Annotated in this window: 29 protein-coding genes; 16 read left to right on the top strand and 13 right to left on the bottom strand. The window is 62.3% G+C overall.

The annotated features are described in order from the left end of the window. Positions 1-163: 163 nt before the first annotated feature. Complete coding sequence (locus MUU54_RS12515) at positions 164-424, bottom strand: hypothetical protein (RefSeq protein ID WP_247244353.1); 261 nt, start codon at positions 422-424, stop codon at positions 164-166. A 125-nt stretch (positions 425-549) separates the two neighbouring features. Between MUU54_RS12515 and MUU54_RS12520 the strand changes: the two genes are divergently transcribed. Next, positions 550-735 carry a DUF3008 family protein gene (locus MUU54_RS12520; protein ID WP_247244354.1) on the top strand — a complete coding sequence of 62 codons (186 nt, stop codon included), beginning with the start codon at positions 550-552 and terminating at the stop codon, positions 733-735. A gap of 172 nt (positions 736-907) precedes the next feature. Beyond that, the gene (locus tag MUU54_RS12525; protein ID WP_247244355.1) at positions 908-1,138 is read left to right on the top strand and encodes a hypothetical protein; all 231 of its coding nucleotides are present in this window, start codon (positions 908-910) and stop codon (positions 1,136-1,138) included. A gap of 52 nt (positions 1,139-1,190) precedes the next feature. On the opposite strand, the gene hutX is transcribed toward MUU54_RS12525, so the two are convergent. Continuing rightward, entirely contained in the window at positions 1,191-1,709 is a 519-nt protein-coding gene (gene hutX, locus MUU54_RS12530) for a heme utilization cystosolic carrier protein HutX (RefSeq protein ID WP_247244356.1), read from the bottom strand. 10 nt (positions 1,710-1,719) lie between these two features. Further along, on the bottom strand, positions 1,720-2,067 hold the full coding sequence (hmuQ, locus tag MUU54_RS12535) for a heme-degrading protein HmuQ (RefSeq protein WP_247244357.1): 348 nt from the start codon (positions 2,065-2,067) through the stop codon (positions 1,720-1,722). A gap of 130 nt (positions 2,068-2,197) precedes the next feature. Between hmuQ and MUU54_RS12540 the strand changes: the two genes are divergently transcribed. Genes MUU54_RS12540 through MUU54_RS12550 form a run of 3 tightly spaced genes read left to right on the top strand, consistent with a single transcriptional unit; the run spans position 2,198 to position 4,946 of the window. Continuing rightward, positions 2,198-3,085: a heme/hemin ABC transporter substrate-binding protein gene (locus tag MUU54_RS12540; protein WP_247244358.1), complete on the top strand. Its 888-nt coding sequence runs from the start codon at positions 2,198-2,200 to the stop codon at positions 3,083-3,085. Then, positions 3,082-4,167 carry a FecCD family ABC transporter permease gene (locus tag MUU54_RS12545; RefSeq protein WP_247244359.1) on the top strand — a complete coding sequence of 362 codons (1,086 nt, stop codon included), beginning with the start codon at positions 3,082-3,084 and terminating at the stop codon, positions 4,165-4,167. The genes MUU54_RS12540 and MUU54_RS12545 overlap by 4 nt, the downstream gene beginning before the upstream one ends. Further along, positions 4,164-4,946 carry a heme ABC transporter ATP-binding protein gene (locus tag MUU54_RS12550; RefSeq protein WP_247244360.1) on the top strand — a complete coding sequence of 261 codons (783 nt, stop codon included), beginning with the start codon at positions 4,164-4,166 and terminating at the stop codon, positions 4,944-4,946. Before MUU54_RS12545 ends, MUU54_RS12550 begins: the two co-directional genes overlap by 4 nt. On the opposite strand, the gene MUU54_RS12555 is transcribed toward MUU54_RS12550, so the two are convergent. Further along, entirely contained in the window at positions 4,947-5,309 is a 363-nt protein-coding gene (locus MUU54_RS12555; protein ID WP_247244361.1) for a YbaN family protein, read from the bottom strand. 209 nt (positions 5,310-5,518) lie between these two features. Here MUU54_RS12555 and MUU54_RS12560 point away from each other — a divergent pair, with 209 nt between their 5' ends. The 5 genes from MUU54_RS12560 to MUU54_RS12580 all read left to right on the top strand — a co-directional run bounded on the left by MUU54_RS12560 (position 5,519) and on the right by MUU54_RS12580 (position 9,817). Further along, complete coding sequence (locus MUU54_RS12560; protein WP_247244362.1) at positions 5,519-5,914, top strand: VOC family protein; 396 nt, start codon at positions 5,519-5,521, stop codon at positions 5,912-5,914. An 11-nt stretch (positions 5,915-5,925) separates the two neighbouring features. Then, a complete protein-coding gene (gene ung / locus MUU54_RS12565) occupies positions 5,926-6,621 on the top strand; it encodes a uracil-DNA glycosylase (protein WP_247244363.1) in 696 nt (231 codons plus the stop codon). Positions 6,622-6,746: 125 nt separating this feature from the next. Next, the gene (locus MUU54_RS12570) at positions 6,747-7,679 is read left to right on the top strand and encodes a VOC family protein (protein ID WP_247244364.1); all 933 of its coding nucleotides are present in this window, start codon (positions 6,747-6,749) and stop codon (positions 7,677-7,679) included. Between the two features lie 26 nt (positions 7,680-7,705). After that, positions 7,706-8,320: an alpha/beta hydrolase gene (locus MUU54_RS12575; protein WP_247244365.1), complete on the top strand. Its 615-nt coding sequence runs from the start codon at positions 7,706-7,708 to the stop codon at positions 8,318-8,320. 66 nt (positions 8,321-8,386) lie between these two features. Continuing rightward, a complete protein-coding gene (locus tag MUU54_RS12580) occupies positions 8,387-9,817 on the top strand; it encodes an aldehyde dehydrogenase family protein (RefSeq protein WP_247244366.1) in 1,431 nt (476 codons plus the stop codon). A 34-nt stretch (positions 9,818-9,851) separates the two neighbouring features. Here MUU54_RS12580 and MUU54_RS12585 read toward each other — a convergent pair whose 3' ends face one another. The 4 genes from MUU54_RS12585 to MUU54_RS12595 all read right to left on the bottom strand — a co-directional run bounded on the left by MUU54_RS12585 (position 9,852) and on the right by MUU54_RS12595 (position 11,173). Next, the gene (locus MUU54_RS12585; RefSeq protein ID WP_247244367.1) at positions 9,852-10,031 is read right to left on the bottom strand and encodes a hypothetical protein; all 180 of its coding nucleotides are present in this window, start codon (positions 10,029-10,031) and stop codon (positions 9,852-9,854) included. Then, entirely contained in the window at positions 10,028-10,195 is a 168-nt protein-coding gene (locus MUU54_RS24595; RefSeq protein ID WP_354532183.1) for a hypothetical protein, read from the bottom strand. Before MUU54_RS24595 ends, MUU54_RS12585 begins: the two co-directional genes overlap by 4 nt. After that, positions 10,192-10,509: a pyruvate kinase gene (locus MUU54_RS24795; RefSeq protein ID WP_312038824.1), complete on the bottom strand. Its 318-nt coding sequence runs from the start codon at positions 10,507-10,509 to the stop codon at positions 10,192-10,194. The genes MUU54_RS24595 and MUU54_RS24795 overlap by 4 nt, the downstream gene beginning before the upstream one ends. A gap of 91 nt (positions 10,510-10,600) precedes the next feature. Continuing rightward, complete coding sequence (locus MUU54_RS12595; protein ID WP_247244368.1) at positions 10,601-11,173, bottom strand: transglycosylase SLT domain-containing protein; 573 nt, start codon at positions 11,171-11,173, stop codon at positions 10,601-10,603. 269 nt (positions 11,174-11,442) lie between these two features. On the opposite strand from MUU54_RS12595, the gene MUU54_RS12600 reads away from it, so the two are divergent. Then, positions 11,443-11,976: a transglutaminase-like cysteine peptidase gene (locus tag MUU54_RS12600; protein ID WP_247244369.1), complete on the top strand. Its 534-nt coding sequence runs from the start codon at positions 11,443-11,445 to the stop codon at positions 11,974-11,976. A 27-nt stretch (positions 11,977-12,003) separates the two neighbouring features. On the opposite strand, the gene MUU54_RS12605 is transcribed toward MUU54_RS12600, so the two are convergent. Continuing rightward, positions 12,004-12,891, bottom strand: a complete 888-nt coding sequence (locus tag MUU54_RS12605; protein WP_247244370.1) for a DMT family transporter — start codon at positions 12,889-12,891, stop codon at positions 12,004-12,006. A gap of 186 nt (positions 12,892-13,077) precedes the next feature. Here MUU54_RS12605 and MUU54_RS12610 point away from each other — a divergent pair, with 186 nt between their 5' ends. Both MUU54_RS12610 and MUU54_RS12615 read left to right on the top strand, forming a co-directional pair. Next, positions 13,078-14,376, top strand: coding sequence for an adenylosuccinate synthase (locus tag MUU54_RS12610; RefSeq protein WP_247244371.1), 1,299 nt, complete (start codon positions 13,078-13,080; stop codon positions 14,374-14,376). A 58-nt stretch (positions 14,377-14,434) separates the two neighbouring features. Beyond that, positions 14,435-16,780 (top strand): hypothetical protein, encoded by a 2,346-nt coding sequence (locus MUU54_RS12615; protein ID WP_247244372.1) that lies wholly within the window; start codon positions 14,435-14,437, stop codon positions 16,778-16,780. A gap of 56 nt (positions 16,781-16,836) precedes the next feature. Here the strand turns inward: MUU54_RS12615 and rpoH are convergent, their stop codons facing one another. Together rpoH and MUU54_RS12625 are read right to left on the bottom strand one after the other, a co-directional pair. After that, positions 16,837-17,739, bottom strand: coding sequence for an RNA polymerase sigma factor RpoH (gene rpoH / locus MUU54_RS12620; RefSeq protein ID WP_247244373.1), 903 nt, complete (start codon positions 17,737-17,739; stop codon positions 16,837-16,839). Positions 17,740-17,916: 177 nt separating this feature from the next. Then, positions 17,917-18,954: an RluA family pseudouridine synthase gene (locus MUU54_RS12625; protein WP_247244374.1), complete on the bottom strand. Its 1,038-nt coding sequence runs from the start codon at positions 18,952-18,954 to the stop codon at positions 17,917-17,919. A gap of 33 nt (positions 18,955-18,987) precedes the next feature. On the opposite strand from MUU54_RS12625, the gene MUU54_RS12630 reads away from it, so the two are divergent. Together MUU54_RS12630 and MUU54_RS12635 are read left to right on the top strand one after the other, a co-directional pair. Then, the gene (locus MUU54_RS12630; RefSeq protein ID WP_247244375.1) at positions 18,988-19,377 is read left to right on the top strand and encodes a hypothetical protein; all 390 of its coding nucleotides are present in this window, start codon (positions 18,988-18,990) and stop codon (positions 19,375-19,377) included. Further along, positions 19,374-20,207 carry a TrmH family RNA methyltransferase gene (locus MUU54_RS12635; protein ID WP_247244376.1) on the top strand — a complete coding sequence of 278 codons (834 nt, stop codon included), beginning with the start codon at positions 19,374-19,376 and terminating at the stop codon, positions 20,205-20,207. The genes MUU54_RS12630 and MUU54_RS12635 overlap by 4 nt, the downstream gene beginning before the upstream one ends. On the opposite strand, the gene MUU54_RS12640 is transcribed toward MUU54_RS12635, so the two are convergent. Both MUU54_RS12640 and MUU54_RS12645 read right to left on the bottom strand, forming a co-directional pair. After that, the gene (locus tag MUU54_RS12640) at positions 20,204-21,406 is read right to left on the bottom strand and encodes a coiled-coil domain-containing protein (protein ID WP_247244377.1); all 1,203 of its coding nucleotides are present in this window, start codon (positions 21,404-21,406) and stop codon (positions 20,204-20,206) included. The genes MUU54_RS12635 and MUU54_RS12640 overlap by 4 nt on opposite strands. 148 nt (positions 21,407-21,554) lie before the next feature. After that, the gene (locus tag MUU54_RS12645; protein WP_247244378.1) at positions 21,555-22,148 is read right to left on the bottom strand and encodes a DUF1134 domain-containing protein; all 594 of its coding nucleotides are present in this window, start codon (positions 22,146-22,148) and stop codon (positions 21,555-21,557) included. A 166-nt stretch (positions 22,149-22,314) separates the two neighbouring features. Here MUU54_RS12645 and chpT point away from each other — a divergent pair, with 166 nt between their 5' ends. Further along, positions 22,315-22,962, top strand: a complete 648-nt coding sequence (gene chpT, locus MUU54_RS12650) for a histidine phosphotransferase ChpT (protein WP_247244379.1) — start codon at positions 22,315-22,317, stop codon at positions 22,960-22,962. The last annotated feature ends 52 nt before the right edge of the window (positions 22,963-23,014 follow it).

Genomic DNA, 23,014 nt, shown 5'->3' on the forward strand with positions numbered 1-23,014 from the left:
CCATCTGATCGCGCGCAGGCTTTTCGGCAGGCGGTAAGAACTCGGCTTCCATATGTGTCTCCAGTATAGGCGGGTGAACACCTCCGGCCTTCCGCGGGTTCCGCCAAAACGATGATCGGCCCCCGGGGGCGGGAGCCGATCAGGTGCCGAGGGAAGGCGGCGTTCAGCGCTCCGGATTGTCCGCATTGGCCAGCGCGCTGATGCTGCCGTCGTTGTTCTCGACGTCTTCGCGCTCATCCACGTCTTCGAGATCAGGCTTCACCAGATACGTATCTCCGCCGCCGAGGCGCGAAGCTTCCTTCACCGCGTCCTGATTCGTCATGTCGGTCTGGGCGTGCAGCGCATCCTCGGAGCGCTCTCGGCCTTCGCGTTCAAAGCGGGCGGAGGCGTTCGAATTATCCGCGACCTTGTCCTTGGCATCCATGATGATGTCCTTTCGTTCATGTCTGGCTGTCCAACCGCATGGCCGCGACTTGGTTCCCGATCGCCGCGGGAACCAACGAACCGGTAACCGGTTGGATTGACGGAACGAAACCAAGGAGCAAGACGATGCCAGCCAAATCGAAGTCGCAGCAGAAGGCGGCAGGCGCAGCATTGGCCGCCAAGCGCGGTGACATGAAGAAAAGCGACCTGAAGGGCGCCTCCAAGAGCATGGAGAAATCCATGAGTGAGAAAGATCTGCACGACATGGCGTCCACGAAACGCAAGGGCAAGCCGGAGCACGCGTCGCAGTAACCCGCTGCGGCGCCGTCGGCGGCGACGGCTGCCACTCACGTGGCCGCGTGGCTTTCAACGCCTGCCGTTGCTATTCTAAGCTTTATACCGCTGCCGGCTGGTAATCTCTTATCCGAGTTGCCTCGCCGGCTTAGCCTGAACCATTAGGCCGCCACTTCACCGGAGGACGATCATGCCGCCCGAAGAACTCGACAAGACACTTGCTGCCATGCCGCTTCGGGTGGGGACCTATGTTCCGGATGACCTGCTGGAAGATTGGTTCGCGCCGGGGACGGGCATGAACCCGGTGAGCCGGGAAGCGCTGGACGCGGCCGAAGCCTACGGGCGCCGCTTCGAATGCGAGTTCAAGTATTACCCAGAGCGCCAGGAAGGCGTGTTCTGGAAATGGGTGCCGGCAATCTGACGCCAGCACCCATTTTGGGCCTTCAGGTCTAGCTGCCGCGCCTCGGCAAGCCTCATGCGTAGCGGCTACGCAAGGCTTCGAAGCGACTGAGTTGCTCGGCGTTCAGTTCGCGTTGCTCGTCACGGCGGACGAAGACCTTGAACATGGCTGCGCCCTTCTCGTTCATGAACCAGACGGAGCAGGAGCGGCGGCCATGGAACTGGCGGTCGACGAAGGTGATCGAGGCGCAGTTCTCCTTGCGGATGTGACCGCCGATCGGGCTGTCGCCGTGAATGTTGAACCACCCGTGGCCTTCGGAGCCCTCCGGCAGGCTGCCTTCCGCCTCGAGCACGATATCGTCCGTGTGGACGATGAAGAGGACGTCACCCCAGCCCGTCATGTCGGACCAGATATTGGCGAACGCGTCCTTCGCTGCGATCACCGCTGCGCCCGCGGGCAGGACCTGCAGGATTTCGGCCGGCGTCACCTCGGCCTTGGCGGCCAGCGCTTCCACCACTCCATCGGGCTTTTCGGCCAGAGCGGCCAGAGCCCGCTGCCGTCGATCATCCGATGCTTGAGCCAAGGCACTCATGTCCGTCGCCTCACGCTGCATCGGCCTTGCGCGCCCCGTTGCGGTCTTCGTGGATGATGACCTCGAACCCTTCGAAATGCGGGCCTGAAAGATATTCGACCTTGCCGCGGTTCTCTCCGGCCTTGGCGTGCGCTGCCCGGAACTGCTCCGACTTGGTCCACGCCTGGAAGTGCTCGAAGCTCTCCCAGACCGTGTGAGAAGCATAAAGGGTGTGGTCCTCCGCCTTGGCCCCCTTCAGCATGTGGAATTCCACATAGCCGGGCATTTCGGCGAGGCGGCCTTCGCGGCCTCGCCACATGGCCTCGAAGGCTTCTTCGTAGCCCGGCACCACGCGGAAGCGGTTCATCGCAATGTACATTTTTGCATCCCTCTCAAAAGTTTCCGTTGCCGCTCAAGATATCCATCGGCCTGCCTTGAAAAGCCGAAAAAACTTGTCTAGTCAACTCAAGTTATAGCCGCTGTTGAAGGCGGAGAATGGTAGGGGCCTCATGTTCAGATCCATATTTCCTCGCATCGTCGTCGCTTTCACACTAACGGCTGCAGCCTTCGCCGCTGCGCCCGCCGGGGCTTCCGAGGCTGGCAATCCTGCCGCACAGCGCATCGTCTCCGTCGGTGGCACCATCACCGAAATTCTCTACGCGCTCGGCGCTCATGACCGCCTGGTGGCCGTGGATTCTACTAGCTTCTATCCTTCAGAGGCGACGTCGAAGCCGGATGTAGGATATATGCGTCAGCTTTCCGCAGAAGGCATTCTAGCACAGAAGCCGGACCTTATTCTCGCCGAAGATGGCTCTGGCCCGCCGCCGGTGCTGGACATCCTGCGCGCCAGCGGCGTGCCAATGGTGCTCGTGCCGACCCCTGCGACGGCCGAGGGCATCCAAGACAAGATCCGTAACGTCGGCGACGCTGTAGGGCTGGCTAAGGAAGCCGAGGCCTTGGCGGCGAAGACGGGTGCGGATCTTGAGCGGATCACGGAAGAGGTCGCTAAGCTGGATGTAGCCAAGAAGCGCGTGCTCTTCGTGCTGTCGCTGTCGAATGGCCGCATCATAGCAAGCGGAACTGGCACAGAGGCTGCCGCCATCATCGATATGGCCGGTGGCATCAACGCCGCATCCGGCGTCTCCGGCTACAAGCCGTTGACGGATGAGGCGGTGATCGCCGCCAAGCCGGATGTGATCCTCGCCATGGCGCGCGGAGACCACAAGCTGACGCCGGAACAGGTTTTCGCCGTTCCCGCGCTGCAGGGAAGTCCTGCTGCCGCTGACCACTCGCTGATCAGCATGGACGGCCTGTTCCTGCTGGGCTTCGGTCCGCGGACTCCGGAGGCTGTCCGTGCACTTGCGACGCAGCTCTACCCGGGCGGGATCGGCGGATGAGGTCGCTCGCTTTGCCGTTTCGCACAGAGGCTGACGGAGATCGCTCATCGCGTGGGATCATCGTCGTTGCCGGACTTGTCGTCTTGCTGTTTGCCGCTACGCTCGTCTCGCTCAGCAGCGGCCCGACAGGCGTTGGTCTCGGCGAGCTCTGGCTTTATGCGACCGGCAATGCCGCCAGCCTTCCTGCACAGGATCTGGTCGTGCTGGAGGCCGTGCGTTTGCCGCGGACGGCGCTCGGAATCGTCGTCGGCGCCGGCCTCGCCGTATCGGGTGCAATGATGCAGGGTCTGTTTCGAAACCCGCTGGCCGATCCCGGCATTGTCGGCGTCACCTCCGGTGCGGCATTGGCCGCTGTCGTTGCAATCGTTCTCGGTCCGACGCTTCTTGCACCCCTGACGATGATCCTTGGCAACCAGTTCCTGCCGCTGATGGCGTTTTGCGGCGCGCTGGTGAACACCTGGGTGCTTTACCTGATTGCGACGCAGGATGGGCGCACCTCCACGACAGCGCTGATCCTTTCCGGTATCGCCATCGGTGCCTTGAGCGCAGCCGTCATGGGGCTGCTGATCTTCCTCGCCGACGATCGCCAATTGCGCGACATCACCTTCTGGAGCCTCGGCTCGCTCGGCGGCGCCACCTTCGGACGCGTCCTCTCGATCTTGCCCTTCGTCGCAGGCGTCATCCTCGTCATCCCGTTTGTCGCCCGCGGGCTCGACGCGCTGATCCTCGGCGATGCGGCGGCATTTCACATGGGGGTTCCGGTGCAGCGGTTGAAGAAGGTGGCGATCGTTGCCGTGGCGGCGGCATGTGGGTCAACCGTTGCCGTCGCGGGCTCGATCGGCTTCGTCGGCATCATCGTGCCGCATCTGTTGCGGCTCGTCATGGGGCCATCGCATCGCTTCCTGCTGATCGGTTCTGCGGTTGGTGGCGGTGCGCTGCTGCTCATTGCCGACAGCGTTGCGCGCACCGTCGCTGCGCCTGCCGAGCTCCCGATTGGTGTGGTCACGGCACTCTTCGGCGCGCCGGTCTTCCTGTTCCTGCTGCTCGGCAAGGGCGGTATTCTGATGAGGGACATGCCATGATTTCGGCAAAGGATGTCACCGTCGCTCGCTCCGGCAGGAAGCTGCTCAATGCGGTGGACATCCAGCTTCTGCCTGGGCGATTCACCATCGTGATCGGTCCCAACGGTGCCGGCAAGTCGACGCTGTTGAAAGTCATGTCCGGTGAAATGTTGGCGAACGAAGGCGAGGTCACCTATTTCGGTGCCGCCGCTCATCTGCACTCGCCGGAGGAATTGGCGCGGCGGCGTGCCGTTCTGCCACAGGCGGTGCAGCTCGCCTTCCCCTTCACGGCGCTCGAGATCGTGCGGATGGGTTCCGTGGCACAGGGGTCGCTGCAGCCGACGGAGCAGGCGCGCAAGGCGCTAACGCGCGTAGGCTTACTTGGCTTCGAGGCGCGACCCTATCCCTCCCTCTCGGGAGGCGAGCAGCAGCGGGTGCAGTTCGCCCGCGCTCTGGCCCAGGTCCCGGAACCGGTGGTGGAGGGGATGCCGCGGGCGCTTTTGCTCGACGAGCCGACGGCGAGCCTCGACATCGGCCACCAGATCTCGGTCCTCGAGGTGGCGCGGGAGTTCGCTGATGCCGGTGGGATCGTCCTTGCGATCCTGCACGACCTGAACCTTGCCGCCGAATTTGCCGATCATCTTGTCGTGCTGGATCAGGGCAGGGTGGTGGACGAGGGAGCCTGCGTCGAGACCGTCAGCGACAGGACCATCGGCGGCGTCTACGGCATTTCCGGAGCGGTGGGGCGGCTACCGGCCGCACACATCCCGTTTGTGCTGCCGCAGTCGCGATATCGTTGATCAGGTGCTAGGCTCAGGCCTTGTCACCACGAAGATTGCCGGAGCGATCATGACGGCTGCGACCAAGACCGCGCGCCAGAACGGCGGCGATGTGCCGAACCAGAAGAAAGCGTAGCTAGCCGCCATCATGGTGACGGCCGCAATCTTCGCCTTGCGGGGGATGGCGCCCTGTTCCCGCCAGTCCCGCAGCGGCTTGCCGAATTTCGGATGGTCGAGCAGCCAGACTTCGAGCCGCGGCGAGGAGCGGGCGAAGCAGGCAACGGCCAGGATCAGGAAGGGCGTCGTCGGCAGCACCGGCAGGAAGGCGCCGATCACGCCGATCGTCACGAACAGCCAGCCGAGGCTCAGGTAGATCGCGCGCATGTATCAGATGTCCCCGAAGAAGCTGGCCTTCCTGCAGCGGCTCACCGCCTGCTGCAGCGCGTCAAGGATATGATCACCTGCCGAGGCGAAATCAATTGCCGGCCTGCGGAAGCTTGATGTGAATTGCCGCGGCAATTGCCCAAGATGGCATTGGCAAGGGTGCGGGCAAGGCCGATAACAGGGCCGTCGCAGATGACAGGGAGTGCCGCATGGCAAAGATGATCCACTCGATGATCCGTGTGCTCGAGGAAGAGCGCTCACTCGACTTTTACCGGAAGGCCTTCGATCTTGAGGTGGTCGAGCGTGTTCCCTTTGACGGCTTCACGTTGATCTACCTCGCGAATGCGCAATCCGACTTCGAGCTGGAGATGACGGTGAATGCGGGGCGTTCGGAGGCTTACGATCTCGGCGACGGCTATGGCCATCTGGCCGTGTCAGTCGAGGACGCCGAGGCGGAGCACAAGCGGTTTTTGGATCTCGGTCTCACCGTCGGTAGGCTCGTCGACATGCCGCGAGACGGCAATCCCTTCGCTCGCTTCTTCTTCGCCACCGATCCGGACGGCTACAAGATCGAGGTGGTGCAGCGCGGCGGGCGGTTCAAGTAGAGGCGGCCGTGATGCAGGAGGGGGTGAAGCTGGAGGAGAGCTGGAAGCAGGCCTTGGCGCCCGAGTTCGGCAATCCCTACATGAACGAACTGCGCCGCTTCCTCCTCAACGAGAAGGAGGCGGGCAAGCGCATCTTCCCGAAGGGAAGCGAGTATTTCCGGGCACTCGACCTCACGCCGCTCGATGAGGTGAAGGTCGTGATCCTCGGGCAGGATCCCTACCATGGATTCGGCCAGGCGCACGGCCTCTGCTTCTCCGTCCAGCCGGGCGTGCGCATTCCGCCCTCGCTCGTCAACATCTACAAGGAACTGCAGACGGATCTCGGCATCCAGCCTACCAAACACGGTTTCCTCGAGCACTGGGCGCGGCAGGGCGTGCTTTTGCTGAACAGCGTGCTGACGGTGGAGGAGGCGCGGGCCGCTTCGCATCAGGGCAGGGGATGGGAGCGGTTCACGGACGCGGTGATCCGCGCAGTGAACGAGCGTTGCGATGGCGTCGTCTTCATGCTGTGGGGTTCCTATGCACAGAAGAAGGCAGCCTTCGTTGACAAGGAGCGCCACCTCGTGCTGAAGGCGCCGCATCCATCGCCGCTTTCCGCCCATAACGGCTTCTTCGGCTGCAGGCACTTTTCCAGGGCGAACGCGTTTCTGCAGTCACGGGGAAAGTCGCCGATCGACTGGCAGCTGCCGGAACGTCCTGAGGTGTGAACGGGAATGGCTGATGTGTTGCTGGATGGTGAACGATGCGTTCGGATGTGGTTCTCTAGGCATGGAGGGTCTCCCTCGCCAAATATCGCCCAGAAGAGGCTCACGGAGCCAGAAGGGGTTTGGAAATGATCGACCAGATCAGAGGGCTGCATCACGTCACGTCGATGGCCGCAAGCGCCCGCACCAACAACGCATTCTTTGCCGATACACTTGGGCTGCGCCGGGTGAAGAAAACCGTCAACTTCGACGCACCGGACGTCTATCATCTCTACTATGGTGACGAGGTCGGGACGCCGGGCTCAGTGATGACCTACTTCCCGTTCCCCCATATTGCCCGTGGGCGACCCGGGACGGGCGAGGTCGGCACGACGTTGTTCACCGTTCCCGAAGGTTCGTTTGGCTTCTGGAGCGAACGGCTAACGCAGGCTGGGGTCGAGGGGCTGAAGACCGGCGCCGCGTTCGGCGAGAACCGCCTGTACTTTTCGGGTCCTGATGGGGATGGCTTTGCCCTCGTCGAGGCGAAGGACGATCCGCGCGCACCCTGGACCGGCAACGGCGTCGGGGAAGACCACGCGATCCGCGGCTTCCACTCCGCTTCGCTACGCCTTCGCGACGAAGGAGCAACTGCGGAGCTGCTGAAGTACATGGGCTACCAGCAGATCGACAGCCAGGACGGGGTCCTGCGCTTCGGGATTCTTGGCGGCAATGGCGCAGACATCATCGACATCGAGACGATGCCGAACATCAACGGCGCCCGGCTCGGTGCCGGTTCGGTGCACCACATCGCCTTTGCCGTGGAGAACCGCGAAAGGCAGCTCGAGGTGCGCAAGGCGCTGATGGAGACTGGTTACCAGGTCACGCCGGTCATCGACCGCGACTATTTCTGGGCGATCTACTTCCGCACACCGGGCGGCGTGCTGTTCGAGATCGCCACCAACGAACCGGGTTTCGATCGCGACGAAGATACGGCGCATCTGGGCGAAGCACTGAAGCTTCCTAGCCAGCATGCGCATCTGAGGCCGATCCTCGAAGAGCAACTCGAACCGCTGGAGGCTTGAGGCGTTAGGTTTCCCAAGGAGTTTGTATGAGTTACGACAGTTACATCCATCGCGCCAAGCCGGGCGAACCGGGAGCGCCGATCCTCTTCGTCTTTCACGGCACGGGGGGCGACGAGAACCAGTTCTTCGATTTCGGCGGCTGCCTCCTGCCGAACGCCACGATTGTTTCGCCGCGGGGAGACATCTCCGAACACGGCGCAGCGCGCTTCTTCCGGCGCAAGGCGGAAGGCGTCTACGACTGCGAGGACTTGGCGCGCGCCACCAATCGCATGAGCGACTTCGTGACGGCGAACCGGGAGCGCTATCAGTCCGGTCCCGTCGTGGGGCTCGGCTTCTCCAACGGCGCCAACATCCTGGCGAGCGTGCTGATCGAGAAGCCCGGTCTCTTTGACGCGGCCGTGCTGATGCATCCGCTCATCCCCTATGAGCCGGAACAGCGGCCGGTCTCGTCCAAGACACGGATCCTGATCACTGCAGGCCAGCGGGACCCGATCTGTCCCGTCGAACTCACCACGCAGCTCGGCGACTACTTCCGTCGCCGGGACGATCAGGTGGAGTTCGAATGGCATTCGGGTGGGCACGAGTTGCGCCCCAACGAGATCGAGGCGGCGAAGACCTTTCTCGCTCCATATCGAGGCTGATGAAGGGGTTGCGAGGGTCGCGGGCGTGCCCGATAGTGGAGACTGTTCCGCTTGGGGGTGTGCCCGATGACCAGCAATCACTTGAAGTTCTTCATTGATGGCGTCTGGGTCGAGCCTGTGCTGCCGGTTGCCCTGGATATCATCGATCCGGCCACCGAGGAGCCTTTTGCCCAGATCGCGCTCGGCAGCGAGGAGGATGTCGGCCGCGCCGTCGCGGCCGCGAAGGCTGCTTTCCGGAGTTTTTCCTGCTGGTCGCGAGAAGAGAAACTGGCGCTGCTGTGGCGCATCCTTGCCGAATACGAGAAGCGTTACGAGGATATCTCCCAGGCAGTGAGCCGGGAAATGGGAGCTGCGATCACCTTTGCACGCGACAGCCAGGCGGCGGCGGGGAAGGCGCATCTGCTTGCGACGATCGAGGCACTGGAAACGTTCCGCTTCTATGAGCAGCGGGGCACCACGCGGATTGTGCGGGAACCGATAGGCGTCTGCGCCCTCATTACGCCGTGGAACTGGCCGCTCAACCAGATCGTCTGCAAGGTCGCACCTGCCCTTGCCGCCGGTTGCACTATGGTGCTGAAACCGTCCGAAATCGCGCCGATCAGCGGCTTGCTGTTTGCCGAGGTGATGGAAGCGGCAGGCACGCCGGCGGGCGTTTTCAACCTGATCAATGGCACTGGACCGGATGTCGGCCAGGTGATGGCCAGTCATCCAGACGTGGACATGGTGTCCTTCACCGGCTCGACCCGGGCCGGCATCATCGTCGCCAAGGCTGCGGCAGATACGGTGAAGCGCGTTGTGCAGGAAATGGGAGGCAAGTCCGCCAACATCATTCTGCCGGATGCGGATCTCGAACATGCTGTCTCCGAGGGCGTCATCTCGTGCTTTGGCAATTCCGGCCAGTCCTGCGATGCACCGACGCGCATGCTCGTGCCGGCAGACCGGCATGACGAGGCGCTGGCAGTCGCCAAAACCGCTGCCGCGACGCTGAAGGTGGGGGATCCGCGTGCAGCCGACACCGATATCGGGCCTGTGGTGAGCGCGCAGCAGTTCGACAAGATCCAGCGGTTGATCGAGACTGGCATGAAGGAAGGGGCCACGCTGGTAACCGGAGGACCGGGACGCCCCGAAGGTCTCAACCGCGGTTACTATGTCCGCCCGACCATCTTCGGAAACGTCTCCAATTCGATGACCATCGCACGGGAGGAGATCTTCGGCCCGGTGCTGTCGATCCTGCCCTATGGCAGCGAAGAGCAGGCGGTCGCCATCGCCAACGATACCGTATACGGGCTTGCAGCCTATGTCCAGGGGGCGGACATCGATCGGGCGCGCGATGTGGCGGCCCGGCTACGGGCAGGATCCGTCTATATCAACTATCCCGATTGGAATACGAGCGCTCCCTTTGGCGGCTACAAGCAGTCCGGCAATGGACGCGAGTATGCCGATTGGGGCATTCACGAGTTTCTGGAGATCAAGGGCATCGTCGGCTACGGTGCCTGACGTCCTGTCTGGTGCTCCGCTATAAGCGCGGCGTTCAACCCGGCGGGTTCGGGTAGGTCCAGGATTTAAGCGCGCACAGGTTGGGCGTTTTCTTAGTGATGTGCTCGTCAATGCGGGACATGAGGTGGTCGAGCAGGCTGACCGCCTCCGCAACGGCTGCACCCTTGTTCAGCATCAAGCATTCAGCGCGCGCCGCCATGGCCGCATCGGTCATCTCGCCGCGTGTGGGGATCCCGCTTTCACCAGGTCTTCCAGCACGTGGGTCGCCCAGATTGTCGGGACGGACGCCGCCTCGCAGAGCCAGAGGATCTCCTCCTGCATATCGGCGGCGCGCTCGAAGCCGATCTCGGCCGCAAGATCGCCGCGGGCAATCATCACCCCGAGGAGCGATGGTGCCGAAGAGCGACGGCGATCAGCGCCGGCAGGTTTGACAAGGCCTCTGGCTGCTCGATCTTGGCGACCAGGCCGAGCGGACGGTCGCCGGGCGGAAGCTCGGCCAGGATGTCCTCCAGCATGTCGATGTCATCCGGTCGGCTGAGGAAGGAGTAGCCGAGCATGTCCGCATGTTCGGTCACAACGGCCAGATCTTCATGGTCCTTTGTCGTTGATGGCGATAGGCCGAGGGCAGTGTCCGGCAGGTTCAGGCCCTTTTCCCACTTTAGCTTGGTGCCGTTGATCTTCGTGCGGGTCACCCGGATGACAGCTCGTTTTGCGAGAGTTCTTCGACCAGCCCCTCGAGCTTTCCGTCGTCCTAGCGGATGCGGTCGCCCACTTTGAACAGGGCTAGTAACCGCAGGAGCGGAGTTGGGCCTCGTAGCGGGAGGCGATATTGGCCGATCGCTGAGCACCTTTTCGCGCAGTTGACGTGAAGGAGCCGCGTGAATAGCCGGCATGGCCGGTGTAATAGGCGAGGTAGAGGTTGTAGCTGTCACCGAGCGGTATGCCGTTCTTCAGGTGGCTGCGATTGTGATACCAGCCGATGAAGTGGATCGCATCGCCGAAATCGCTCCGCCTCGCCGACCACCGGCCAGTCGCCCGCTGATACTCCGCCCACGTGCCATCCAAGGCCTGGGCATAGCCATAGGCGGTCGACTGGCGCTTCCAGGGGATGAAACCGAGCAGCTTGGTGCGCGGTGGACGGGCACGGGGGCGGAAGCCTGACTCAGTATAAACCGTCGCCATCAGCACCGGCACCGGAACGCCGAACTCTCGTTCGACCTTCTTGGCTTCTCTCGACCAGTTGTTGAACAGCCCGTCACGCTGCTCGAAGATCGCGCAGGCATTGGTGATCTGGCTGGGGGCGGACGCGCAGGCTGAGAGCAACAGCAGGAGCGCGATGGAAAACGCAATACGCATCGCTAGACCTCTTGGTTGAGAAGAGTGTTGGCGCGTAAAATTTAACGAAAAGTTTAAGGACCCGGATTCCGGCCGCTGCAGAGCAAAAAAGGCAGACTGTCCAATGCGGGAAAGAAAACGACTTTCGATAAATTCGAATCTTTTTGCTTAAGCCGCCTGAAATTCCCATCCGCTATCGGGATACATAACGGCATCAGGCCAGCAGCTCGGGATGAACCCGAAACCATGAGGCGGCAACAAAGCTGCCCGACCAGAACAGGGTCTCAGTCATGTCGATGAAACGTCTTGCCAGTATGGCATTTATGGCTGCAATCATCTCCGCGCCTGCGGCTTATGCTGCCGGCCCTGCCGGCTTTGCGGCATCTCCGGCACATGAACTCCAACTGGCGGAAGGGGGTATCGTTGAGAGGGCTGCTCGCATCCTCGACCGGAATAGCGCGATGGGACTGCTGCGCGTCAACCAGGCGGTCAATCGGGCGATTGGCGATCTGGATAGCTATTTCGACGGGCTTGCTGCGGGGTTGGCGTCCGGTGCGGAAACGGGCGGTTGCACCGATTGTGCAGACATCAAGCGCGACCGGCTCCTGGCTCTTGGCTGGCGAAAGGACATGATGCGGATCGCCTACGCCGTCAGCGACCGTGGCCGCATTCAGCGTGTGCTGGTTGTGCGAACGGATCGTGGCGAGGTGGTGCTCGGAGAGCACCTCGCGTTCATCCGGGGTTCGCGTGAGCAACAAGCGGGTTTGGCCGCTGAGACGTTCCGGCGCGACACATCGCCAGCAACGTCCTATTCCGATATCTAATTCATCTGAAACGCCAGAAAGTCCACCTCAGACTGAGGCGGGCTTTCCGCGTTCTGCGATTGCGATGCCGCCGAGCGCCAATACAAGGGCTGCGACGTGAAATGGCTGCATATCTTCACCAATAATTGCCACTGAAAGTAGCGTCCCGAACACGGGGATCAGGTTGATGAAGAGGCTCGCCCTGTTCGGGCCGATCCCTTCGACGCCCTTGATGTAGAGGATCTGCGCCACGAGCGAGGCGAAGAGAGCGGTATAGAGCGCGACGATCCAGCCGCGGGCGTCCGGCCAGATCGCCTGGCTGTTGGCCTGCTCCCAAAGCGCCAGAGGCACCGTCGTGAGCAGGGCGAAGAGGGCAGGGATCGCCATCAGCGTGCGCCAGTCGATGAGCGGCTTCCAGCGCAGTGAAACAGTGTAGACCGCGTAGGCGACGACGGCGATCAGCATCAAGGCATCGCCGAAGTTCACGGTCAGTTCGAGCAGCGTCGCGAGATCGCCATGCGCTGCGGTGAGCGCCACGCCAACCAATGTGAGCGAGAAGCCGAGGATCTGCGCGATCGACACCCGCATCCTGAACAGGATGAAGTTGATCATGAAGATCAGCATCGGGATGCCGGCCTGTTCGATCGCCACATTGATCGCAGTGGTGTATTTCAGCGCCGTATAAAGCGTCGCGTTGAACGTCGTGTAGCCGATGATGCCGTAGAACATCAGGATTGGCAGGCGCTTCTTCACGACCGGCCAGTCCTTGATCAGCTGCGGAACGGAGATCGCGAAGATGATCGCGACCGCAAAGGTCCAGCGCCAGAATGTCAGCATCATCGGGCTGATATGACCAACGGCAAGCTTGCCGGCGACCGCATTCCCGCCCCAGCACAGCGTCGCGATGACGAGACACAGATAGGCCTTCTTGTGCAAGGGAGACTCCGTAGGGGGCAGGCGGGAGTATTTCAGGTCGCAGGCTGATAGACCGCTCGTTTGTGCTTTGTCACGCAAAAACCGCTTTTGTCTCCACAAACGGTTCGCTTTCCTGGCATCTTGGTTTTATAGATGCGCCGGTTTGAGTGGGCGCAACAGCTTGCGCGGAAATAGGAAAGCGAAGAAATGACGAACGTCGTGGTGGTCGGTTCCCAGTGGGGCGACGAGGGCAAGGGCAAGATTGTTGACTGGCTGTCCGAGCGAGCCGACATCGTCGTCCGGTTCCAGGGCGGGCACAATGCCGGCCACACCTTGGTCATCGACGGTGTTTCGTACAAGCTTTCGCTGCTTCCCTCCGGTGTCGTGCGTCCCGGCAAGATGGCGGTCATCGGCAATGGTGTTGTCGTCGATCCGCATGCGCTGATCACGGAAATCGACAAGCTGGCAAAGCAGGGCGTGACGATCACGCCGGAGAACCTGCGCGTCGCCGACAATGCTACCTTGATCCTCTCGCTGCACCGTGAGCTCGACGGGATGCGTGAAGACGCCGCCTCCAACAGCGGCACCAAAATCGGTACGACCCGTCGCGGGATCGGCCCGGCTTACGAGGACAAGGTCGGCCGCCGCGCCATTCGCGTGATGGATCTGGCGGATCTCGATACGCTCGGCGGCAAGGTCGATCGCATCCTCACCCATCACAACGCGATCCGCCGCGGTCTCGGGGCCCCGGAAGTCTCGCACGAGACGATCATGGAGGAGCTAACCTCGGTTGCCGATCGCATCCTGCCGTTTCGCGAAACCGTGTGGCTGCTGCTCGACAAACAGCGCCGCAAGGGTGCGCGCATCCTCTTCGAAGGGGCTCAGGGCTCGTTGCTCGACATCGATCACGGGACATACCCCTTCGTCACGTCCTCCAACACCGTTGCCGGCCAGGCTGCGGCCGGTTCCGGCATGGGGCCTGGCTCGCTGGGCTACATCCTCGGCATCACCAAGGCCTACACGACACGCGTCGGCGAGGGCCCGTTCCCGACCGAGCTGCACGACGAGATCGGCCAGTTTCTTGGGGAGAAGGGCCATGAGTTCGGCACCGTCACCGGCCGAAAGCGCCGTTGTGGCTGGTTCGATGCGGCACTCGTCCGGCAGTCTGTCGCCACCAACGGAATCACTGGCATCGCGCTGACGAAGCTTGATGTCCTCGACGGGCTCGACGAGCTGAAGATCTGCGTCGGCTACAAGCTCGACGGCCAGGAGATCGATCATCTTCCCGCAAGCCAGGCGGCGCAGGCTCGCGTCGAGCCGGTTTACGTCACCCTTGAAGGCTGGAAGGAATCCACGGTAGGCGCCCGCAAGTGGGCCGACCTTCCGGCGCAGGCGATCAAGTATGTACGCCAGGTGGAGGAGTTGATCGGCGCGCCGGTCGCTCTACTTTCAACCAGCCCTGAGCGGGACGACACGATACTTGTGACCGACCCGTTTGAGGACTAGTGTTCACGATTGATCAATCATCATTCGGTGAACGACCACTGATCATGAGAAAGTGCTGATGGCAGATTTTGTTGCGGTGATCCGCCGCGCCGTCGACGGTCTGGCGAAGAACACGCCGGAGATGCGCGAAAAGGTGTACGACAAGGCACGCGGCGCGGTTCGGCGGCAGCTGGAGAACATGAAGCCGGCGCCACCGGAATCGATGCTTCAGCGGCAGATGGAAAAGCTGGAAGCGGCGATCGTCTCGGTCGAGGCGGAGCATGAGGAGGCCTTGCCTGCGGTTGAGCCCGTAACGGCGCCGATCGTTGCATCGGAACCGGATTATGAAGAGGCGCCGTACGAAGCGCCTGCTGCCGCCGAGGCGTATGACCGTCCCTCCGAAGAGGCTTACGAGCCCGAGGCTTCCGTTCCGGCACAGTGGCCGGAGGAAGACCGCGCCGCTGCTGCACCTGAGGAGGTCTACGCCGCCCCGGAAGCGCCGCAGACTTTTGCGCAAGAACAAGAACCCGCATCCTACGCCGAGCCTGCCTTCGAACAGCAGGACGAGCCACCCTACGAGCCGTCTGCTGCCGATCACGAGCCGGTCTCCGACCAGCATGACGATCAGTCTGCCGCTGACGAAGGCCTGGTCGCACCAGTCCATGGCGCAGACGAAAGTTGGCCACCTCGGGAAGAGGCTGAGACCTACGCCGGTGGCGTGCATGACGGCAATCATGTATCGGATGCCTCCTTCGAGGATAGGACCGCTCCAGAACCTCTCGGTATCTGGCCGACATCAGACGCAGACCAGCCGCAGGACGAACGCTCGGTAGAGGCCGTACCGGGCGAACAGCATGACTGGACGGTCACTGAGCCTGCCCCCAACGAGTCGGAGGTCGTTGCGCCATCCTGGGAAGACGAACGCCAGGAACTGGCTGCTCCCGCAGCTGACGACAGCTGGCAATGGCCGGAGGAGCAGCCCGCACAGGCAGAAGCCGCCTGGCAGGACGTTCCCGACCTGACGCCGGAGCCCGCTTCATCGGCGGTGCCCGAGACTGTCGACGCCCATTTCGACCAGGAAACGCGTGCCAGCGTCTCTTCAGTCCGCATGCCTTCAACAGATGATTTCCTGCCGTTCGGCCAGCCGCAGGCGGCTCACGAGCATCCTGGGCATGACAGCTTCGAAGAAGCACTCCGGGTTCCGGGCGATTCCGCAGCCGCCGCTGCTTCCCCCGCTGCGAAGGATCCGTGGGAGGATATCGAGGAGCTGATTGGTTACAATCAAAACGCGATGCCGGCCGGCGGCGCGGCGTCGAACGCAGACGATATGGTTAAGGATGCGGACATGGTTCCGCCTCCGCCGCGTCCCTACCGAGTAGCGCCGAAGAAGCGTAATTATACGGCACCAATTCTGGCACTGATCGGCCTGATCATCGTCGCCGCAGGCGGTTACGCGCTGTGGCTGAACCGCGATGTGCTGAGTGAAGTCGTCGGCCTCGCAGGAGAAGAGCCTACGGCAGTCGCACCTTCGGGGGAGGCTGCCGATGGCATCATAGAAGAGCCGACGGCGACCGCAGGCGATGACGCTGCTCCGGCAGAGCAGACGGCAACCGATACTGAAGCGACCGCTCCGGCCACACCTGAGGTTGCCGCCAGCAACAAATTCACGCAGCGCCTTCTTCCTGACGGCACGGAAGTGGATCAGGGACCGGGGCCGGCCGATGGTGCAGGTTCGGGCCAGTCTGTTGCCCAGCTGAATGCGCCGCCTTCCTCTCCGGCTGAAGCCGGAGATGCAGGTGCCTCCGCTGCACCGGCCGGTGAAGCCGCCCCGACGGCAACCCCTGCCGACACGGCAGCATTGTCAGGGGAGAAGATGTTCCTCTACGAAGAGCGTGTCGGGCAGACGGCGCCGACGGCGATCGAAGGTGCTGTCTCCTGGTCTCTGCAGCGCGAAGCCAATGCCAACGGCGTTCAGGAGCCGGTGGTGCAGGGACGGGTGAACATTCCGGGACGCGGTCTGACGGCGCTGATCACCTTCAAGCGCAATACGGATGCCTCGCTTCCCGCCAGCCATCTGGTTGAAGTGGTCTTTGCCGTGCCGCCGGGCTTTGAGGGCGGTGCGATCGACAGCGTTCAGCGGATCGCTATGAAGCAGACGGAACAGGATCGGGGTGACGCCCTGATCGCGGTGCCGGCCAAGATCACCGACGACTTCCACATGATCGCGCTCAACGACTTTCCCGATGCGCGCGCAACCAATCTCGAACTGCTGCGGACGCGCAATTGGATGGACATTCCGGTAACCTACCGCAACGGGCGCCGGGCGCTTCTCACCCTGCAGAAGGGTGAAGAGGGCACGCAAACCTTCAACGAAGCCATCCGCGAATGGCAATCGTTGAGCAACGATGGGAATACCGGCCAGTAGCCAACAAAAAACCGGCGGAGCGATCCGCCGGTTTTTTCATCGAGATTTTCTGACGCTTAGGCGTCGACGACGCGAAGAGCCTGGGCCTGAGCAAGCGCTTCCTTCTGCACCGCGTCCTGCACCTTCTCGAACGCTCTCACCTCTATCTGGCGCACGCGCTCGCGGCTGATGTCGAACTCCGATGACAGCTCTTCCAGCGTGATCGGGTCGTCGGCCAAACGCCGGGCCTCAAAGATGCGCCGCTCGCGGTCGTTGAGCACGCCCATCGCCTTTGAGAGCATGCGCCGGCGGGTGTCGAGCTCGTCCTGCTCGATCAACACCTGCTCCTGGCTTTCGTGCTCGTCGACGAGCCAGTCCTGCCACTGCCCGGATTCACCTTCGGTGGCGCGGATCGGCGCGTTCAGCGAGGCATCGCCGGATAGTCGGCGGTTCATCGAGACGACTTCTTCTTCCGAAACGTTCAGCTTGGTGGCGATCTCCGCCACCTGTTCCGGCTTCAGGTCGCCTTCGTCGATCGCCTGGATGCGGCCCTTGAGCCGGCGCAGGTTGAAGAAGAGCCGCTTCTGGTTGGCGGTCGTCCCCATCTTCACCAGAGACCAGGACCGCAGGATGTATTCCTGGATCGAGGCCTTGATCCACCACATCGCATACGTGGCCAGACGGAAGCCGCGCTCGGGATCGAACTTCTTGACCGCCTGCATCAGTCCGACATTGCCTTCGGAGACGACTTCACCGATTGGCAGGCCGTAGCCGCGATAGCCCATGGCGATCTTAGCCACGAGACGAAGATGGCTCGTTACTAGTTGATGTGCGGCGTCGCGATCCCCATGTTCGGCGTAACGCTTGGCGAGCATGTATTCCTGCTGCGGCTCAAGCATGGGGAATTTGCGGATTTCGTCGAGATAGCGGTTGAGACCGCCTTCGCCGGACGTGATGGACGGCAATGTATTGCGGGCCATGAAGCACCCCCTTCTGATCTAATCTGGGTTCCCTCGTCACGAGCGACTGGCGCTGAGGCGAACCGTACGGTGTAGGTCATTGACGACCTCCCACACCGACCCAATTGTCAGATAAGTGCGGCAAAAGGGTGATTCAAGTGATCACGCTAGCGTTATATCATTACAAGTTGGTAATGCTCAGGCCCCCTGGTGCCCCTGTTCCAGGGCGTCGACCAGTTCCTGCATATCGGCCGGAAGCGGAGCTTCGAATTCCATCACCTCACCAGTGCGCGGATGCTCGAACGCCAGAAGATAAGCGTGCAGCGCCTGCCGGTGAAATGCCTTGACGACGGTCTTCGCTGGCTCCGGCAGCAGGTTCGCCTTGGTCCGGAAGCCGGCGCTATAATCGGGGTCGCCCACGAGGGGGCAACCGATATGGGCCATGTGAACGCGGATCTGGTGCGTTCGGCCGGTCTCCAACTGGCATTCGATGAGCGAGGCGAGTGCTGTCGCATCTGGCCGCTCGAAGAAGCGCTTAAGGACCTCGTAATGGGTGACGGCTTCGCGCGCGTCGATGCTATCTTCGTGCTTTACCGCACGTTTCGTGCGGTCACCAGCTCGGCCCAGAGGAGCGTCAATCGTACCCCGCAGCTGCTTCGGCCGGCCCCACACCACCGCCTTATAGGCTCGCTCGAGTTGGCCTGTGCGGCCATGATCGGCGAACTGCGCAGCGAGATGGCGGTGGGCAGCGTCATTCTTGGCTGCAACCAGGACGCCGCTCGTATCCTTGTCCAGACGATGAACAATGCCGGGGCGCCGGACGCCGCCGATCCCCGACAGGCTGTCACCGCAGTGGTAGATCAGGGCATTGACGAGTGTGCCCGTCCAGTTGCCGGCGCCCGGATGGACGACGAGGCCGGCGGGCTTTGAAATGACAATCAGATCGGCATCCTCGTAGAGCACGTCGAGGGGGATGTTCTCGCCCTGAGGAACGGGGTCTTCCGGTTCCGGAAGAACGATCTCGACCCGATCTCCGGGCTGCACCTTCTTCTTCGGCTCGGTGCAGACGGCGCCACGCAGAAGGACGGCCCCTTGTTCGATCAAGCTCTTGATGCGGCTGCGGGAGAAATCGCCTTTCAGCGTGGCGGTCAGCCAGGCATCCAGCCGGCCTTCGGCATCTTCTCCGGCGACCAGCACTTTCCTTGGCGGCTCGGCTTGTTTAAAGGGATCGTTCATTCAATGGACCCGACAGCAGCAAGGAAACCCAGCATGGCAAATCCTGATCCCGAGGAACAGGAAGCACCGCTTGACCCGGCAATGGAAAGGATCCGCCGGAAGATGGTGCTGCTGCAACTCGTTTCGGGCGGGATTTTGTTCGTCTGCTTTATGGCCGTCCTCGCTGCGGTTGTCTACAAGGTCTCGCAAGGACCGGAAACGGCACCCGTTGCGGCCCTCGGCAATTCCGTTCCCGCCGATCAGCCGCTTGCATCTTCCGTGACGCTTCCCGAAGGTTTCGACGTTCAGTCTGTTTCCCTATCGGGCAGCCAGATGCTGTTCTATGGCGCGATCGGCGGCCAGCAGAAGGCTCTTGTGTTCGATCTCAACGTCGGGCGCATCGTTGCTGACGTGACGGTCGTAGGCGCGCGCCAGGGGCTATGACGGCACCGCGGCATGTGATCCGGATCGAGGACCCCGACGATCCGCGGATCGCCGCGTTTCGCAGCATCCGGGAGCGGGACCTGACCGGCCGCGAGAACCGCTTCATTGCGGAAGGCACGGTCGTTCTTCGCATGCTCGCCGCCGCCCATGCACGGGGAGGGGACTTCGCCGCCGAGAAGCTCCTGCTTCTGGAAAACAGGGTGGCAGGTCTGGCCGAGGAATTGGCAGCGTTTCCTCCAGACGTCCCCGTGTATGTCGCAAGCGCTTCCGTCCTCGACGCAATTGCTGGTTTTCACCTCCATCGCGGCGTACTGGCGCTTGGGCATCGGCAGACAGTGGCGAGTCCGGCTGACCTCATCGACCGGCTGCCGGCGTCGGCACTGGTGGTCATGGCGGCCGGCATCTCCAACCACGACAACATCGGTTCGATCTTCCGCAATGCCGCAGCATTCGGCGCCGACGCGGTGATCATGGACGCAACGTCTTGCGATCCGCTCTACCGCAAGGCGCTGCGCGTGTCCGTTGGTGGGGTTCTGAAGGTGCCTTATGCACGAAGCGGCAGCATCGAGGAGAACCTCTCGCTTCTTCTCCAGCGCGGTTTCGAGGTCTGGGCGCTATCGCCTGCCGGTCGAGCCGAGGTGCGGACAATTGCCGCCGCGCCACGGATGGCGCTCATCACCGGAACAGAGGGAAGTGGGCTTCCCTCTGCGATCCTGGATAGGTTCAACACAGCCCGTATTGCACAGGCGCCTGGTTTAGACAGCCTTAACGCGGCAACCGCAACCGGCATTGCCCTCTATGAGATTGCACGCGCCCAGGGTCGTCTTTAGGCGGGCGTGGCCGGTTCCTGATCGGCGAGAGCTTTTCGCGCCCGTGCGGCGAGGCTTTCCCGCATCTCGCTTTCGCTTTGGACATTCTCGAGCATCGTCCTGATAGGAGAGGACGGACCTTCCGCGCGGGCCGTTAGGGCAATCATGGACGCGGCAATGGAGGCCATCTCATCGCGGATGGCAGCATCATTGCCGTCTGATCTTGCCTTCAGCAAGCGCTCGGAGAGCGCAGTCGCCCTGTTATGGGCGCTGTCTGCCAGGTCGGACAACTCGGGAGAGGCGGCAATGACGGCGGCGATATCCGCCGGGCCGGAACTCGCGTCGGCGGCAAGCGGCGTCACTTCAACTTCGGAGGCGCCATTCCGCTTGGGCGCGGAGGCTTTTGTGCTGGACTTGCGAGATGCGCGAGACACTTCGCGGGCTTCCGCTGTTGCCACCTTCAACCTTTCCTTCAGGCGTGCCACCTCCTCGATGCGGCGCTCCAGCGCGTTTTCCTTGTCGGAGCGCACCGCAATTTCGCGCGAGAGCTTGTCTTCCAGCCGCAGCGCGCGGTGTTCTTCCTGCGCCAGACGGGCTTCGGCATCCTTGGCGCGAGTGGTCTGCAGCTTGACGTCGTTGCGCAGGCTCTCCCGCTCATCCCGGAGCGTTGCGATGCGAAACTTGAGGTTCTCGACTTCGGTGTCGCGCGCGGAGAGGTCGATGCGCAGGTTATCTGCGTCAGCCCTCAGCCTGGAGATTCTGCGCTGAAGTTCCTCGATCTCTATGCCCTTGGCAGCATCGGCTTCTTCTGCGGCTTCGACGGCCGCCTTCAACTGCTGGATGTAGCTGCCTTCCTGGCGCAGGCGCGCCCTTAAGTCAGCGGCTTCGACATCCATGTCGGCAATCTGCATCTGCAGGTCGTGGTTCTCGGACTGCAGCCGGCGCGCCTCGTCCGCAAGTCTGTCGTTGCGAAGCCTCAAGGCGACCCCGCTGTCCTTCTCCTGTACCAATTCCTGCTTGGTACGGGCGTTTTCCGCCGCATAAACGGCGCGCGCCATGTCGCGCTGGGCGCGCACCTCCTGCGGACTGATCGGCAGCGTCGCCTTGATGCGGTTTTCCGTATAGCGGACGATGCGCCCATGAACGGCTGGCGCGATCAACATGACGAGCAGGGCAGCGCTGAGGAAACCCAGTCCGAAGAGAAGAGCGAATTGGATCACGACAGGGCCATCTCGCCGGCTTGGACGCGGGGTGGGGCGGTGAGCCGTTTAAGCACAACCGCGGTGTCCCGGCAAGCGATGCTGAAAGCGCTGGGCCTCATGGCCGGCATCTGATCCCCCTTTGTCTTGGGGGCTATAATCCATTGGCTTAGAAAGGGTTCCAGGTGGGGGAAGGGGTGAGCTTCAGATAGCCGACATTGATGCCGAGGCGGGCACCGACGCCGGTGCGGATCGGAACCAGAACCACATCATTATTACGCAGCACCGTCATCCCCACCCCGGCGACCACGAAGGCGGATCCGGAAACGCCGCCGAAACGGGCGTAAAGGCTTGGAATCGATGGCAGGTCGTAGACCAGCATCATAGCGCGCGAACCCTGGCCGCCATAGTCGATCCCAAGCGATGGGCCCTGCCAGAAGACCGGGTGCTGGCCGGCGTTCTTCGTGTAGAGCTGCCCTTCTCCATAGGTGAGGCCGGCGATAAAGGCGCCGGAGCCTTCCTGGCCGAGGATGTAGCCGTTCGGAAGGCCGTATTGCTCGAAGGCCTTCTCCACCACCTTGGCCAGCCCGCCGCTGGTCGAGCCGAAGAAGCTGTGACCGGCGTCGACAATCTCCTGCGCGCTGTACTGGCTGCCCCCCTGCTGCGCATAAACCGGACTACCAAGGCCTAGACTTGCCAGCGTCAGCACGGCGACTGCGATTGCAGCGAGGCGGGCGGTAAGTGAAGTCGGGTACAGGCGCATCAATTGGGTCCGTCTTTTCTTTCCGTACGGGTGGACTTTCATATTGCGGGAGATCGCCTTAACAATCGGTTTACCAAATATGGTGTCATTATGACCACAAATCCGGCACCACCTTCGCACAATTTTCGCGCGCCATAGTGCTGGCACGAAACAGCAGGAGACAAGCATGCCCAAGAACTCGAATCTTACCCTTGACGGGCCAGATCTTGCGGCACTGCTGTGCAGTCGTGTCTGTCATGATGTCATCTCTCCCGTAGGCGCGATCAACAACGGGTTGGAGCTGCTCGACGAAGGCGGCTCTGACGCGGATGCGCTGGACCTCATCCGCACGTCGGCCTTGAACGCCGCGGTCCGGCTGAAGTTTGCGCGGCTTGCCTTCGGCGCATCAGGCTCAGTCGGTGCCTCTATCGACACTGGAGAGGCGGAAAAGGCTGCAAAGGACTTCGCCGCTGCGGAGAAGAAGACCGAGGTTACCTGGAGCGGACCGCGGGCCATTATCGCCAAGAACCGCGTGAAGCTGCTGCTCAACCTTTTCCTCGTCGCCTATGGCGGCATTCCGCGCGGCGGCAACATGGACGTCGGGCTGGAAAATCCGGAATATGACGCAAAGTTCACGATCACCATCCGCGGCCGGATGATGCGTGTGCCGCCGAAGTTCATCGAGATCACCTCGGGCACGCTCCAGGAGGCAATCGACGCACATTCGATCCAGCCTTACTACACCGTTCTTCTTGCCGACGAGTGCGGCATGGAACTCAGACACCTGGTGTCGGAGGACAAGATCGTGTTCACCGCTGAGGCGGTCGCTGCCTGAGCAGGTTTCGCAGTAACTATTCCTTAGCGGGCTGGCTTCTACCTTGGAGCTT

It is taken from the genome of Pseudorhizobium tarimense (genome assembly GCF_022968135.1).
Lineage (GTDB): Bacteria > Pseudomonadota > Alphaproteobacteria > Rhizobiales > Rhizobiaceae > Neorhizobium > Neorhizobium tarimense.

Bases quoted from the DNA above. Each gene is read 5' to 3' on its own strand.
- MUU54_RS12515 (WP_247244353.1), bottom strand. From the start codon at position 424: ATGGATGCCAAGGACAAGGTCGCGGATAATTCGAACGCCTCCGCCCGC.
- MUU54_RS12520 (WP_247244354.1), top strand. From the start codon at position 550: ATGCCAGCCAAATCGAAGTCGCAGCAGAAGGCGGCAGGCGCAGCATTG.
- MUU54_RS12525 (WP_247244355.1), top strand. From the start codon at position 908: ATGCCGCCCGAAGAACTCGACAAGACACTTGCTGCCATGCCGCTTCGG.
- hutX (WP_247244356.1), bottom strand. From the start codon at position 1,709: ATGAGTGCCTTGGCTCAAGCATCGGATGATCGACGGCAGCGGGCTCTG.
- hmuQ (WP_247244357.1), bottom strand. From the start codon at position 2,067: ATGTACATTGCGATGAACCGCTTCCGCGTGGTGCCGGGCTACGAAGAA.
- MUU54_RS12540 (WP_247244358.1), top strand. From the start codon at position 2,198: ATGTTCAGATCCATATTTCCTCGCATCGTCGTCGCTTTCACACTAACG.
- MUU54_RS12545 (WP_247244359.1), top strand. From the start codon at position 3,082: ATGAGGTCGCTCGCTTTGCCGTTTCGCACAGAGGCTGACGGAGATCGC.
- MUU54_RS12550 (WP_247244360.1), top strand. From the start codon at position 4,164: ATGATTTCGGCAAAGGATGTCACCGTCGCTCGCTCCGGCAGGAAGCTG.
- MUU54_RS12555 (WP_247244361.1), bottom strand. From the start codon at position 5,309: ATGCGCGCGATCTACCTGAGCCTCGGCTGGCTGTTCGTGACGATCGGC.
- MUU54_RS12560 (WP_247244362.1), top strand. From the start codon at position 5,519: ATGGCAAAGATGATCCACTCGATGATCCGTGTGCTCGAGGAAGAGCGC.
- ung (WP_247244363.1), top strand. From the start codon at position 5,926: ATGCAGGAGGGGGTGAAGCTGGAGGAGAGCTGGAAGCAGGCCTTGGCG.
- MUU54_RS12570 (WP_247244364.1), top strand. From the start codon at position 6,747: ATGATCGACCAGATCAGAGGGCTGCATCACGTCACGTCGATGGCCGCA.
- MUU54_RS12575 (WP_247244365.1), top strand. From the start codon at position 7,706: ATGAGTTACGACAGTTACATCCATCGCGCCAAGCCGGGCGAACCGGGA.
- MUU54_RS12580 (WP_247244366.1), top strand. From the start codon at position 8,387: ATGACCAGCAATCACTTGAAGTTCTTCATTGATGGCGTCTGGGTCGAG.
- MUU54_RS12585 (WP_247244367.1), bottom strand. From the start codon at position 10,031: ATGACCGATGCGGCCATGGCGGCGCGCGCTGAATGCTTGATGCTGAAC.
- MUU54_RS12595 (WP_247244368.1), bottom strand. From the start codon at position 11,173: ATGCGTATTGCGTTTTCCATCGCGCTCCTGCTGTTGCTCTCAGCCTGC.
- MUU54_RS12600 (WP_247244369.1), top strand. From the start codon at position 11,443: ATGTCGATGAAACGTCTTGCCAGTATGGCATTTATGGCTGCAATCATC.
- MUU54_RS12610 (WP_247244371.1), top strand. From the start codon at position 13,078: ATGACGAACGTCGTGGTGGTCGGTTCCCAGTGGGGCGACGAGGGCAAG.
- MUU54_RS12615 (WP_247244372.1), top strand. From the start codon at position 14,435: ATGGCAGATTTTGTTGCGGTGATCCGCCGCGCCGTCGACGGTCTGGCG.
- rpoH (WP_247244373.1), bottom strand. From the start codon at position 17,739: ATGGCCCGCAATACATTGCCGTCCATCACGTCCGGCGAAGGCGGTCTC.
- MUU54_RS12625 (WP_247244374.1), bottom strand. From the start codon at position 18,954: ATGAACGATCCCTTTAAACAAGCCGAGCCGCCAAGGAAAGTGCTGGTC.
- MUU54_RS12630 (WP_247244375.1), top strand. From the start codon at position 18,988: ATGGCAAATCCTGATCCCGAGGAACAGGAAGCACCGCTTGACCCGGCA.
- MUU54_RS12635 (WP_247244376.1), top strand. From the start codon at position 19,374: ATGACGGCACCGCGGCATGTGATCCGGATCGAGGACCCCGACGATCCG.
- MUU54_RS12645 (WP_247244378.1), bottom strand. From the start codon at position 22,148: ATGCGCCTGTACCCGACTTCACTTACCGCCCGCCTCGCTGCAATCGCA.
- chpT (WP_247244379.1), top strand. From the start codon at position 22,315: ATGCCCAAGAACTCGAATCTTACCCTTGACGGGCCAGATCTTGCGGCA.